Here is a 13,257-nt window from a genome sequence, read left to right on the forward strand (position 1 = left end):
CAGCTCCTTATGAAATGGGTAAATTCAATTCTTCTGGGTTACTCAGTCCATCATATAATGCCTGCTGACGCAATACCACATATAACTCTGCTTTCGTAGAATTATAATACGGTAATACGAATAGCACACCTACGCCAAGCGCAATGGTACCGAGGAGAAACCACCCAATAAAAGAGAGATCCAGCACAAACATCCGCCATTTATGGCCTCGCGTCATCTGATTGCTGAGTTGAACGGCTCTTTTCCGACCAATTGTCGGATTATCACCAAGGATATACGGAACCATACTGTATGCATAGGACTTCACTATGCCTGGAATGATGAGTAATAAATACCATAAAAAATTAAGTAAAGAACTCCAAAACATGCTAACAACCGTGCCTATATATCTCCCTTTGCCAAATGCGTAGAGCAAATAGTGCATGTCGACATTGCCTTGAGAGGCTTGTTTAAAATATTGCTGCGCATTCACCTTAAACGGGTTCAACACGAAAATACTGAATGCAAGTGCTGCCAAGCCAGCTACAATCGCAACCATAACGATGAAAGCTAGAATCAGTGCACCTACACCATTCGAGATATCTCCCATGCCTAGATCTAAGTTACCTAAGTTAAAGGACGATGACGAACCACTGTTTGAATTCCAATTGCAACTCGGAACCCCGCCACCAACGACGGCAAGCAGTAAGCTTACCAGAAAAGCTTTCCAATACGATGTTCGAAGTACTTGTTTCGCTCTACTCTTCAACTCTTTACGTGACCAATCCACGCAATCCCTCCTCAGGTAAATCCATATATACCATCTTATTTTATCTCGGAATGTCATAGAACAGTACCTTTTTCTTCCAATAGCAGCCCGTCCTTCTACATATAAAAAAACACGAAACCCTACTTAGGTCCGTGTCACCAACTTCACTCATAAAAACATCTCATCCAGATATCTTGCTCGTAATTGCCGAATCCTTTGCCAAAAAGCGTTAAACCACCGCGCCCACGCTTCGTATCCTCCGCGCTAATGCGAAATACCCAGTACTTCGGATCAACACGCAGATCCGTGATGCTGATATCTGAAAGACGTTGACCATCCATATACGTGCCGCTTTCCGTGATGCGAAGAACCTTCAGCAGCCCGTACTGATTCACGTCCGAATGCCACCACTCTGGCGTTAGCTTCCCCCTCGTTTCCCCATAATCGCCTGGACTAGTCCATGTGCCAAGCAACGTATCATTTAACGTAAAACAAATATCAGAGGGCCAGTTTTCATTCACTTGAGGAGCTTCCGATCCAATCTCCAGCGAAATTTCGATCTCCTTTAAACTGTCATCTTTTAACAAGTAATTGGGCACTTTATACTCGACAAACCCCTTCGCAAACCAGAGAATACCTGCATCTACCCTTTCCGGATCCATAAAATAGGTCGGATTATCATAGTGGCCAATTATCTTCTCGGTGGTCGCCAATCCACAAGTCGGCCATGCTTCATAATCGGTGTAATGGCCTATAGGGACGGAAACTTCCTTATATTTGTGCAAGGAGGTTCTTTCTGGCGAGAGCTTGATTTGCAAATAGGACGTGTTCACATAGCAATACTTGTAGGTACCACCGTTAACTCGCCTCATCTTACTCCCTACGAGTCCGGCTTGTTCGAGTTTGTTCACATGGCTGCTGACAATCGCATTACTGAGATAGAGCTCGGCAGCAAGTTCCTTAATATGCATTTCCTTGATAAATAGTTTATCTATGATTTTCAGGCGAACTTCACTCGCCAATGCTTCATACACCTGAAGCGACGCAGCATCCGTCTTTAGATACATTAATCAACACCCTTTAGAATACGTAATTTTATTAATCCTACAAAATAACTATTGAAGACTAACTCCATTATCGTACATAATATAGATGAAATCAATAAATAAGAATTCACTAATAAGCTAATTCTTAATATAAGGAGCGATCGATCATGTCTTTACGTTCACAAATGCTCATCGACAAAAGTTTTGTTAAAGCTCAAATTGACCCTCGTCTATATGGATCCTTTATCGAACACTTGGGACGGGCTGTTTATGGTGGTATTTACGAACCAGATCACCCTACTGCGGATGCGAATGGCTTCCGACAAGATGCAATTGAAGCTATCCGCGCGCTGCAAGTTCCGATTATTCGCTATCCAGGTGGCAACTTTGTTTCTGGTTATAATTGGGAGGATGGCGTTGGCCCTAAGAAAGACCGTAAGCGATTGCTAGAACTAGCGTGGTGGACAACGGAGACCAATGAAGTCGGTACGAATGAGTTCGCGGATTGGGCGAAATTAGTTGGTTCAGAGGTTATGATGGCGGTTAATCTCGGCACACGCGGCATTGACGATGCCAGAAATCTGATCGAGTACTGTAATCACCCTTCTGGCTCTTACTATAGTGATCTACGTATTTCACATGGCTATAAGGAACCTCATCGCTTCAAAACCTGGTGCCTTGGCAACGAAATGGATGGGCCTTGGCAGATCGGCACCAAGACAGCTGTTGAGTATGGTCGCCTCGCAAATGAAACGGCAAAAGTGATGCGTTGGGTAGATCCTACCATCGAGTTAGTGGCTTGTGGCAGCTCATCAAGCGGTATGAGTACTTTTGCAGATTGGGAAGCTACCGTGCTGGATTTGAGTTATGACAATGTTGACTATCTGTCGCTGCATGCCTATTACAATAATAATAACAACGATACATCCAATTTCCTTGCCACATCACTGAATTTAGATCAGTTCATTAGCAGTGTCGCAGCCATTTGTGATTATGTGAAAGCCAAGAAGCGAAGTAAGAAAAAGCTTATGCTCTCCTTAGATGAATGGAATGTCTGGCATACGGTTGGGACAAGTCGCGCAGAAGAACGTTGGCAGATTGCTCCACCCGAATTTGAAGACGTGTATACCCATGAGGATGCACTAGCCGTTGGCTGTTTCCTTATTACGTTACTCAAGCATGCTGATCGTGTCAAAATGGCTTGTATGGCGCAATTGATTAACGTTATCGCACCGATTACGACAGAAACTGGTGGTCCGCTGTGGCTGCAAACGACTTACTATCCATTCCTTCATGCTTCCATCTATGGCCGAGGAACTGTCCTTCATACCGTCAATTCTTCACCCAAATATGATTCCAAAGATTATACAGATGTCCCTTATCTGGAATCGATTTGCGTGTACGACGAGGAGCAAGGTCATATTACTGTCTTTGCTGTCAATCGCCATCTCTCAGAAGCTATGGAATTGGACCTCGACTTCCGCAGCTTCGGCGAAGTTAGCTTGATCGAGCACATCGTGCTGGAACACGAAGATCTGAAAGCGGTAAATACAAAAGCTAACCCACAACATGTTAGGCCACATCATGGCGGTCTATCCGTTCTGGACAATGGACACGTCAAAAGCAGCCTTACCAAAGCATCTTGGAATGTTATTCGCCTTCAAACCAAACAAGGATAAGCTATTGCTAGACACCATAAACGAGGGATTCCCATTTACCATGTATGTGGTGGAGGAACCCTCGTTTTCATCTTGTGTGCGCCATTGACCGCCTCTCAGGTTAGGGCATACAATTAAGAGGAATCCCCTTTGAGAGGAACTTTTATCATGCGAAATAAAGTTGTCTGGGTGCTTACGGCCCTTCTCGGCTTGGCGAGCTGTATCGCGATTCCCTTATTTATAATGAAGACGGATGGCGATTCGCACGAACAAAGTTCGCTTGATGCAATTGCCAAGCTGGATAATCCGCTTGCCGCTGTCCCTTCTTCACGACCTAAGCAACCAGATATCTTAACCTATTGGGTTAACCAAGAGAAGAAATCCGAGCAAGCAGGACTTACAGAGACCGCAGCAGCCTATCGCAACAGGATCGATCTATACGCGGCTGGACTTCCAACGCTACCTTTATTTACGCCTAATAAGCCTAATATCCAGACACCCTCAACCAATATGGAACTCTATCTCCGCGTTCCTCTATCAGCTCAACCCCTTAAACCAGCTGAATCTGCTACCCCTGTAACTTCAACGCTAGCCAAACATGAGCCTGCATCAGGGGTTTACATCGGCATGCTCGGGGCAGATCGCAGAGTTGGCTACGATGTTACAAAGATTGAAGACGTCTACGGCCGCAAACATGCGCTGTATTTGTCTTATGTTGGGTGGCGCAAGGTACAGACCGATACCAACACTTATTTCCCAGCGCGTACTGCCGAAAGAGTGAAGGATCTTGACGGCGCACTCCAGATTGGATGGGAGCCGCGTTTCGGCTTAAACGATGTGCAGGATGATGAATATGTTCGTCGTTTCGCTCGTGAAGCCAAAGCCTCCGGCATCCCCATTTTCCTGCGTTATGCTTCAGAGATGAACGGAGCTTGGGTGCCATGGCATGGAGAGCCCCAACTATATATTGAGAAATTCCGTCTTATTCACGACATTATGGCCGAAGAAGCGCCTAATGTCGCCATGGTGTGGTCGCCAAACTTCTGGCCACCTGATACGATCGATAGCTACTATCCAGGTGACGCCTACGTGGATTGGGTTGGCTTCTCGTTATATAGCACCCCTTTCTCAGCAGAAAAAGAGCAGCTAAAGGGTACCGTGATCGATACCTTCGCTCCTCTCTATAAACGATATAGCCATAAACCTATTATGATTTCTGAAGGTGCTATTGCTCATACGTATTTGCCGACTAACCAAGCTTATTGGAGTTGGGCAGAAAGCCAGTTAGGTTACATGTATGGTCTGCTTCCACGATTATTCCCTCAAGTTAAAGCCATCACCTACTTTAATTTCAGCAAAGCTCAGGCGATTCGAACGAACGGGAATTATGTCTATGACATCGGCGAAAATCCATTTATGGACGGCTATTATCAACGGCTGATCGCATCCGATTGGTTTCTAAGTAAGGTAGAGCCAGGGGTAGATCCCATTCAATACCGCTATACACCAGTCTTAGACCGTTCTCTTCCTAGCGGTCAACAGACCGTCCTTGTCTATCCCAAGCTTACAAATGAAGAGGGTAAACCACCTTTTGCAATCGCTATTTACCAAGGCACTCAATTGCTTGGCGTCAGTTATGAAGCTCCATGGGAAATTGACATTCAAGTTCAATCAGAATCGGCATCAGAACCTTGGTATGTGGTAGCTTACAATGACCAAATGGAAGTGACTGCTGTCAATTCAGTCGTTGGGCCTATCACGGGTGCAAATTCCGTTACACCTTAGTTGCCAAAGTGATAGGATGGAATTATGCGAATATCTTTATCCAAGTTAGCAAGCATCATGAAATTACGATTGAATGTAAAAATGCGTTTCACCTGGTAGTACGACATGGTCACAGCCGTAAGGGCTTCGCTAAGCGAGAAGCGGAGCTCGGGCCTGTCCATTAGCAATCTACGCGATTCCCCCTCGAATTCAGGGCCGCTTGAGATAACCGCCAACTTGCCTTTACTTACTGCTTTTTCAATCGCCTTCAGAAAATATTCTGCCTGCTCATAGCTGTATTCATTACGAAGCCATTCGTGGAGATCGAATACGATGGAGTTCGTCGTCATGTAATTACGTTCAAGATCATGCAAATCTAGAAACATGGAACGTGCTTTGTTGTATCGTGGGTCTTCAGGATTCATTAACGCGGCTAGAGCTGTTTCATCTAGAAAAATGGCATCCTGAATATGCAATTGATTATCCATAGATCAGACCTCCTTAATCCTCTTGTTTGCAAATGCCATCTAAATACAGCAGCGGATTTGCTTCCTTTTGATCCACAGAGATGGGAGTTAATTCGTATGAGTCGCTTGCCAGATATTGAGCAATAAGTCCATTGACGATTGCTTGTACGGTTGTATGCTGCAGATCGGCGATTTCTTTCAGCTGATCAACATGTCGTGGGTCGAGATCTATCATGTCTTCATCTTGTTCCACGCTTCTTGAAGAAATGAACTCGGATGCGGTAGACTTCGCTTTTTCGAATTGATTATGAATGAAGCGTTTGTAATTGTTCGCCATCGTGATTCACTCCTTATGCAATAACTTGTATACAATTCGTCGAATTTCGTCGATTTCAGGGGGTGCTTACGTAGTCAATAATGAGCCACACGTCTCCCTGATAGTTGAAAAAGGCAACCAAACCACGAGGTCCGCTGCCTTCACACATGCTTCTATTTAATTAAGACGAATGCCAAAATATGTGAATAAAGCTTCTTTATACGCTTCATCTGTCTGTGGGGTATAGGTTTTTACATCTGTAGCACTGAAAATACGGAACTCCTTGTCAGCAAGCGTATGCCTTCCCTCTGACGTGCGTATCGCAACGATCGGGTACTTGTTGAAAATCGAATCTGGGGCTTTTTCACACCAGAAACTGGCGAATAGGTAGTCTTTCGGCAGCTGAGGCTCCTCTGTGAAAGAGTAGATACGATGCCATGCTTCCTTTTTCTGTTCGCAAAGCACCCAGCCATCCTGGGGATCTCTCTCAAGGCGGTAGCTCTCATCGCCTTGCTGCTGTACATGATCTTCGATGAAAGGAAGGGGTCTGCGGGGGACGATCCCGCCAACACCAACATCGCACAGGTAGTTAACACCTTCGGCTTCTACCTTCAAGATGTGATGGCGCCTTTTGGGCGGCAAATTCGGCTCATCTCGCCAGAATCTGGCGACCAAATCCGTCACCGTATAGCCAAGTTCACGAAGGAGCCAACCGAATAGGGCATTCGTTTCAAAACAATACCCCCCTCGCTGGCGTATAACAATCTTCTGATACAGTTCCTGCGGATCAAGAGATAACGCTCTCCCTTCGAGAATATCCAAATTCTCATAGGGAACCGTGTGCAGATGTCGTTCCTGCAGGTCAGCCAATGTCTTTGCACTGCCATCGAGCGAACCACTAAAACCGATGCGATCCAGATACTTCTCAATCTGACTGTTTGTATTCATCAGGGGAAGACACCTTCCTTAAGTGAGTTAATCGTTACTATGTAAAGGATTACGATTACCCTTGCATGTGAATTCGGCTGGAAATCTCTTGCGCGTCCAGTTCACGCATCGAGAGCTTGGCACCGATGGATCGGAAGCTGCCGATCACGTCCTCATAGCCGCGCTCGATGTGCTCGACGCCTGTTATACACGTGCTGCCCTCAGCCGTGAAACCGGCCATCAGCAGACAAATCCCTGCACGCACATCGGTCGCATGCACCCAACCACCTCGCAAGGGGAGTCCGCCGCGAATAAAAGCAGATTCTTGGCGCATCTCTATTTCCGCACCTAGTCGTCTTAACTGTGGAACATGAGCGAACCTTTTTGGATACACACGGTCGGTTACGATACTCTTGCCCTCCGCCTGCAAAAGGAGTGCCGTCATTGGTTGCTGTAAATCGGTGGCGAAGCTTGGATACATGCCTGCGCGAATTCGCGTTGCTTTGAGAGCACCAGTCCCATAAGCAGTAATACTGTTTTCTCCGCATTCCACATGCATACCAATTTCCTCTAGCTTAGCTAGACAGGAGCCAAGATGCTCTGGAATGACATCCTTAACGGTAACTTGTCCCCCATTGAGCCCAGCCGCCATCAAAAATGCTCCAGCAATCAGCCTGTCTGGAATTACCGTGTGCATGCCCCCATTCAAGTATGGAACACCTTCGATCCGAATGCGATCCGTACCTGCCCCATAAATTCGTGCACCAAGTTGATTCAGGAATCTTGCGGTATCGCAGACCTCCGGATCCATGGCCGCGTTGTGCAACTGAGTCCGCCCTTTTGCCAACACAGCCATCATCATCGCATTCATCGTCGCCCCCGAGGTAAGGGTATCGAAATAAATGTCTGCCCCCTTTAACTCTGCTGCTTCGACCTCATAATAATCCTTGTAGAGCCGCACTTCGGCTCCAAGTGCTTTGAATACCTTGATATGCTGATCCATGGGTCTTGAAACAAAATCATCACCACCAGGTAATCCGATCGTGACTCTGCCGAATTTGGACAGCAGCGCACCTACAAAATAATAAGACGCTCGGTAGCTCGATGCTTTGCCGGGATCAATGACTGAGCTGTGAATCCAGCGTGGGTCAATGATGACTTGCCCAGCATTCTGTGTGAGTTTCAGGCCGATATCCCGGCCAATTTCCGCAATAAGACGCACATCATCTATGTGTGGAATACCCTCTAACGTTACTATGTTATCCGCCAGACAAGCAGCTGCAAGTATGGCAAGAGAACTATTCTTTGCTCCTGGTATGTGTACCGTTCCATTTAGTGGGCCTGAGTACTCCGCTTGTATATACTTCATGAAGGTATCCCAACTTTCGTTATGACGATTTCAATTCGGATTCGAGCATATAACCGCCGCCGCGGACGGCACTAATGAGAAAGGTGTCTTTTCCGTATTTTTTGCGCACCCGATAGACCAGGGCATTCAGTTCGTCGAGAGTCACATCCGAGAAACCTTCTGCACCCGGTGATCGTTCTGGCCAGACCTTAGATTTAATTTCCTCAAGCGGAACGAGTCGATTTGTATGCTCATGCAGCACACGGATCAATAGATATTCTTTCTCGGACATAGGGATTCGCCTGCCTTCCACCACACACTCCCGTTTCTCCCAACAGATTTCCAATGGGAGTTTGGGGATTTCTAGCTGTCTGGTGATGCTGAGCGGTTCGATTTCAAGGGTTTGATCGGCAAACATATATGAGAAATGGATGACGGTCATCCCTTTGGCAAGCCTAATAATATCAAAATTGTTCAGTGGATAAGGTGTGTGCGGCGTTAGTCGTACGCCATTAATTTCAGTACCATGAAGACTTCCCAAATCATAGAGCACCGCCTTGTCTTGCTCCTTGCGAATGATGATATGCTTTCGGGAAATAAAAGTGTTGGTAAATGCCAAATCCGGCGTTAACTCATTGGATACCCGGCCGACCTTCGTTTCAACCTCGCTCAAATTCACGCAAGTGCCCGCTCGATAGGGCTCACCGCGCACGACATATAAGCATGCAAAGTTTTCCAGTTGTGTCCCCTCCGTTTGCTCATGCAGCTTACCTCACAGCTTGGGAAATAACCCCATTACTTATCGTACCTCAAACTGTAGGTGAATAAAACCCCTACTCACTGACGGATCGCTCATTTTTTAGTAACATTTCCGTTAACCCTCTACCTCATATAAATTCGGATCCAGTGACTGGATAAATGGCGTCCATTCCCCTGTCGTATACAGCAGCAGCCGGTGCATCGCCCGCGTACAAGCCGTATAAAATAGCTTACGTTCGCTCTCTCGGTCGTACACGTGTGATGATGCATCATAAATCAATACCGCGTCGAACTCGACTCCTTTGGCGAGGTAGGCAGGAATGACCATCGTCCCTTTCTCAAAGGTCAACGTATCCTTCGTAATGAGTCTCAGTGTCTCAGAGCTCTGAGAATTCAACAATTCATAAGCCTCACGGCTCTCCGCTGCGGTCTTCGTAATAACGGCAATTGACTCAAACCCCTCTGCCCTCAGTTCAGCGAGATGTTCTATCATTCGTTCAGCTCTCTCTGCACTGCCGCTAACCTTAATGAGGTGGGGCTTCTGGTCACTCCGCTCAAAAGGTACGATTTCTTCGCTAGGTAACAACGCCTTCGTAAACTCCACAATCTCACGGGTGGAGCGGTAGCTTCGCACAAGACGGATTAGATTGGTTTCATCTTGGCCATATAACTTAATCAGTGGCGAATCCTCCTCAGACAGATTGGTTGCTTGCGGGAAGATCGCTTGGCTGAAATCTCCGAGCACGGTCATGCTGGCGCGGGGAAAAAGCTGCTTAAGGAAATAGAATTGGAAAGGTGAATAATCCTGCCCTTCATCGACAAAGACATGCCGCACATTCGTATTCCTCCGTGTCCCCTCTACGCATTCTTTCAAGCACAAGAACGGCGCCGCATCCTCATAAAACAGTTCGAGCCTACTCAGCTTTTCCTTCGTTTGCTTGCAAATTTCCGTCCACTGTTCGGGCACAGTAGTCTCGTTCGTCATGTTCCGATAAGCTGCTTCATCGCTGAACAACTGATCGTACAACCCGATGACATCTATAAACTTAAATCGTTTTACGTCATTTCTCAATTGCTTATAATGTCCACTCACGATCATCTTCCGAAGCAGTTCTTCTATTTCCTGCATGGCAAAATCAACATTATGCTCTTCGTGTTGCTCCTTGCCAAGAAACTGTCCATAATCATCCAGAAGCTGCTCATTCATATGAAGGACTACTTCTTCTTCTTGCTGATACTTCTTGAGCAGCTCTCTGTAGGCTTCGGCATATTGCTCGTTATCGAGGTAATCGAGTTCATCTTGAACCCAATGCGCTTTTTGTTCTTTACGCTCGAGGGTTGCCAGCCTTTTCAGAATCCATTCCTGTAAAAGAGCGACTCGATTAGCCAGACGGATTGTATTGTCATAACTATAAAATTGCAACTGAATCTCCTCCGCGGCAATTAACTCACGATCCTGGAAATGGATGCCGCGGAATAGCATGCCTTCTTTCCCCAACCACACCGCGTATTGCTGCAGCGCATGGAGAAAAACTTCAGATGCTTTATAGTGAATCCCACTTCGTCGTGCTTCACACTCAGGAGATGATGATGACGTCAGTATATATTCGATCTGCTCGAACGGACTCTCCAGCTGTAACGTGGATCCAAGCCAATAGACCAGATATTCTTGAATAGTCGTCTGCTGCATATTCTCCTCACCGAGCTCGGGAAGAACCGTTGATACATAACTGTTGAACATTGGATTCGGGGAAAAAAGTACAATTTGGTCCGCTTTTAGTTTATCGCGGTGCTTATATAATAAGTAGGCAGCTCGCTGCAAAGCTGCTGATGTCTTTCCACTCCCTGCTGCTCCTTGCACAATGAGCATTCGCGTCTTATCGTTGCGAATGATGGCATTTTGCTCCTTCTGAATGGTCGCCACAATGCTCTTCATTTGTGAATTTGCACCTTGGGCAAGCACTTGCTGGAGCAATTCATCGCCGATGGTTACACTCGTGTCGAACACACGCTTTAACTGACCATCGCCGATGTGATATTGCCGTTTCAGCGTCATTTCCCCCTCAACGCGTCCCCCTGGCGTTTCATAGGCCGAAGCTCCTGGGGAATAGTCGTAGTACATACTTGCAATGGGTGTTCGCCAGTCATACACCAGGAAGCTTAAACCGTCCACATCAACGAAAGACGAAACGCCAATATAAATGTGCTCGCTGAAGCTAATACCATCTTCTTGAAAATCAATCCGCCCAAAATAAGGCGACGGCAGCAACCGCTTCATGCTCTTCAACCGTTGCATCCGCTGCTGGTGACTGCGCTCTCGTTCCGATAACAACGCTTCTTGCTGTCTAATACTATAAAACGCCTCTTCGAAATCTTCATGTGTACTCGTATTGATCGACACTTCTTCCCAAAACCGCTTGCGGAAATCCGTAACCTGATCGCGCAACCCAACTACCTCTGGTTCTATTTCGACAATGGCAGATCGTAATTTTTCCGTAACCATATCTAATCGCTCTTGTTCTTGCTGCCATTCGTTCACCTTGATCATCTTCACGAACACGCTCCTTTTGGGTCTTGTGTGAAAAAAACAAAATAATGTTGACAACTAGCCGATCTTCGTGGTAAAATTTAATTAAAGATAAGATGAAATATCTATGTCTTAATATTAAATAAACAGACAATAGTCTTTGTATTCTAACATAAAGCTTCCTTGTGTGTAAATACATATTTAGCAAGAAGAACCGGCATTTCTGCCGGTTCTTCTTTTTTTGTACCTAACTCCGTTGTGTATCCACACCTATAACTTAATTGAAATGAACTTCAGCTCCGTCAACTCCTCAACCGCATATCGAACACCTTCCCGTCCGAATCCACTTTCCTTCACACCGCCATAAGGCATGTTATCCACACGGAATGTAGGGAAATCATTAATCATGACGCCGCCTACTTCCAACTGTTCTGCAGCACGCATCGCGGCACGGATATCGTTCGTATAGATGCCTGCTTGTAGTCCATAGCGAGATTGATTCACATCCTTTATCGCTTGATCCAGCGAGGTGAAAGAGGAAACCGTAACAATTGGTCCGAACACCTCTTCACAGGAAACAGGTTCATCAGCAGCTACATGCGTCAAAATGGTTGGAGGATACATGCGAGAATTCAACTCTTTGCCGCCGGTGATCACAACGGCTCCTTTGGAGACCGCACTGTCTACCCAATTCTGCATCCGACGGACTTCTTTCTCACTAATCAGCGCCGATACATCCGTTGACTCTTCTAGCGGGTCACCAATAACCAATTTCTCCACTTGCGCTTTGAATCTATTCATAAAATTATCATGATGCAGCTCATGGACAAAAATCCGTTGAATGGAAATACATACCTGACCACTATATGAAAATGCACCGAGCACACAACGGCTGATTAACTCATCTGTAATCTCGTAGGCTTTGTCTATCAGTAAAGCTGAATTCGAACCCAACTCTAAGGTAACCCGCTTTAAACCGGCTTTGTTTTTCATCGCAATCCCGACGGCAGGACTACCTGTGAAGGTAACAGCCTTCACCCGAGGATCGCTCACGAGCTTCTCTCCCACAACCGCACCGGGTCCAGGTATAACATTCAGTGCTCCCTTCGGAAGTCCCGCTTCTTGGAAAATCTCAGCAAGTACCAAGGCAGAGAGTGGCGTTTGCCCTGAGGGTTTGAGTACAATCGTGTTCCCCGCCGCAATTGCAGGGCCGACTTTATGTGCTACCAAATTAAAGGGGAAGTTAAATGGCGTTATAGCCGCGATTACACCCAACGGTTTGCGCAGCGTAAAGGCAATGCGTCCCTCTCCACCAGGAGCTGCATCCAGAGGTACCGTTTCTCCATGAATTCGACTTGCTTCCATCGCAGCGAATTTATACGTTTGAATCGTCCGAGCGAGTTCGCCTCGCGCGGTCTTGAGCGGCTTTGCCGCTTCCAAAGCTACTAGACGGGATAGCTCCTCTTTCCTTTTTTCTAACAATTCAGCGACTTTATTTAAAATAGCCGTACGCTCGTGCGCAGGCATCTGGGCCATCACTTGTGCAGCAGCTTGCGCAGCTTGGATCGCTTCATCCGTCTCTGCTTCATTCGCATACCCCACGTCTGCAATCCACTCTCCAGAAAATGGTGAGTAAAGTGCTTCATAATGAGCAGCTTCTTTCCATTGTCCGTTAATAAACAAATGCCTCTTCATCT

At 46.4% G+C, this 13,257-nt stretch carries 11 protein-coding genes; 2 read left to right on the forward strand and 9 right to left on the reverse strand.

Annotated features, from left to right (window positions below):
• Positions 1–7 precede the first annotated feature (7 nt).
• Both L6I86_RS07490 and L6I86_RS07495 read right to left on the reverse strand, forming a co-directional pair.
• Entirely contained in the window at positions 8–769 is a 762-nt protein-coding gene (locus L6I86_RS07490) for a DUF975 family protein (protein ID WP_236285941.1), read from the reverse strand.
• 143 nt (positions 770–912) lie between these two features.
• A complete protein-coding gene (locus L6I86_RS07495; RefSeq protein WP_236285942.1) occupies positions 913–1,815 on the reverse strand; it encodes an ArsR/SmtB family transcription factor in 903 nt (300 codons plus the stop codon).
• Positions 1,816–1,961: 146 nt separating this feature from the next.
• Here L6I86_RS07495 and arfA point away from each other — a divergent pair, with 146 nt between their 5' ends.
• Entirely contained in the window at positions 1,962–3,473 is a 1,512-nt protein-coding gene (gene arfA / locus L6I86_RS07500) for an arabinosylfuranosidase ArfA (protein ID WP_236285943.1), read from the forward strand.
• A gap of 147 nt (positions 3,474–3,620) precedes the next feature.
• Complete coding sequence (locus L6I86_RS07505) at positions 3,621–5,237, forward strand: glycoside hydrolase family 26 protein (RefSeq protein WP_236285944.1); 1,617 nt, start codon at positions 3,621–3,623, stop codon at positions 5,235–5,237.
• Here the strand turns inward: L6I86_RS07505 and L6I86_RS07510 are convergent.
• From L6I86_RS07510 to L6I86_RS07540, 7 genes are all read right to left on the reverse strand, one after another.
• A complete protein-coding gene (locus tag L6I86_RS07510) occupies positions 5,234–5,704 on the reverse strand; it encodes a hypothetical protein (RefSeq protein ID WP_236285945.1) in 471 nt (156 codons plus the stop codon). The two genes, L6I86_RS07505 and L6I86_RS07510, sit on opposite strands and share 4 nt — an antisense overlap.
• Before the next feature lie 13 nt (positions 5,705–5,717).
• Positions 5,718–6,020 carry a hypothetical protein gene (locus tag L6I86_RS07515; RefSeq protein ID WP_236285946.1) on the reverse strand — a complete coding sequence of 101 codons (303 nt, stop codon included), beginning with the start codon at positions 6,018–6,020 and terminating at the stop codon, positions 5,718–5,720.
• A gap of 156 nt (positions 6,021–6,176) precedes the next feature.
• Positions 6,177–6,947, reverse strand: a complete 771-nt coding sequence (locus L6I86_RS07520; RefSeq protein WP_236285947.1) for an arylamine N-acetyltransferase family protein — start codon at positions 6,945–6,947, stop codon at positions 6,177–6,179.
• 55 nt (positions 6,948–7,002) lie between these two features.
• Positions 7,003–8,295, reverse strand: a complete 1,293-nt coding sequence (gene murA / locus L6I86_RS07525; RefSeq protein ID WP_236285948.1) for a UDP-N-acetylglucosamine 1-carboxyvinyltransferase — start codon at positions 8,293–8,295, stop codon at positions 7,003–7,005.
• Positions 8,296–8,314: 19 nt separating this feature from the next.
• Positions 8,315–8,953, reverse strand: coding sequence for an FHA domain-containing protein (locus tag L6I86_RS07530; protein WP_236285949.1), 639 nt, complete (start codon positions 8,951–8,953; stop codon positions 8,315–8,317).
• A gap of 195 nt (positions 8,954–9,148) precedes the next feature.
• Entirely contained in the window at positions 9,149–11,581 is a 2,433-nt protein-coding gene (gene helD, locus L6I86_RS07535; RefSeq protein WP_236286342.1) for an RNA polymerase recycling motor HelD, read from the reverse strand.
• Between the two features lie 249 nt (positions 11,582–11,830).
• On the reverse strand, positions 11,831–13,255 hold the full coding sequence (locus tag L6I86_RS07540; protein ID WP_236285950.1) for an aldehyde dehydrogenase family protein: 1,425 nt from the start codon (positions 13,253–13,255) through the stop codon (positions 11,831–11,833).
• Positions 13,256–13,257 lie beyond the last annotated feature (2 nt).

The sequence above is a fragment of the Paenibacillus allorhizoplanae genome (genome assembly GCF_927798215.1).
Taxonomy (GTDB): Bacteria; Bacillota; Bacilli; order Paenibacillales; family NBRC-103111; genus Paenibacillus_E; species Paenibacillus_E allorhizoplanae.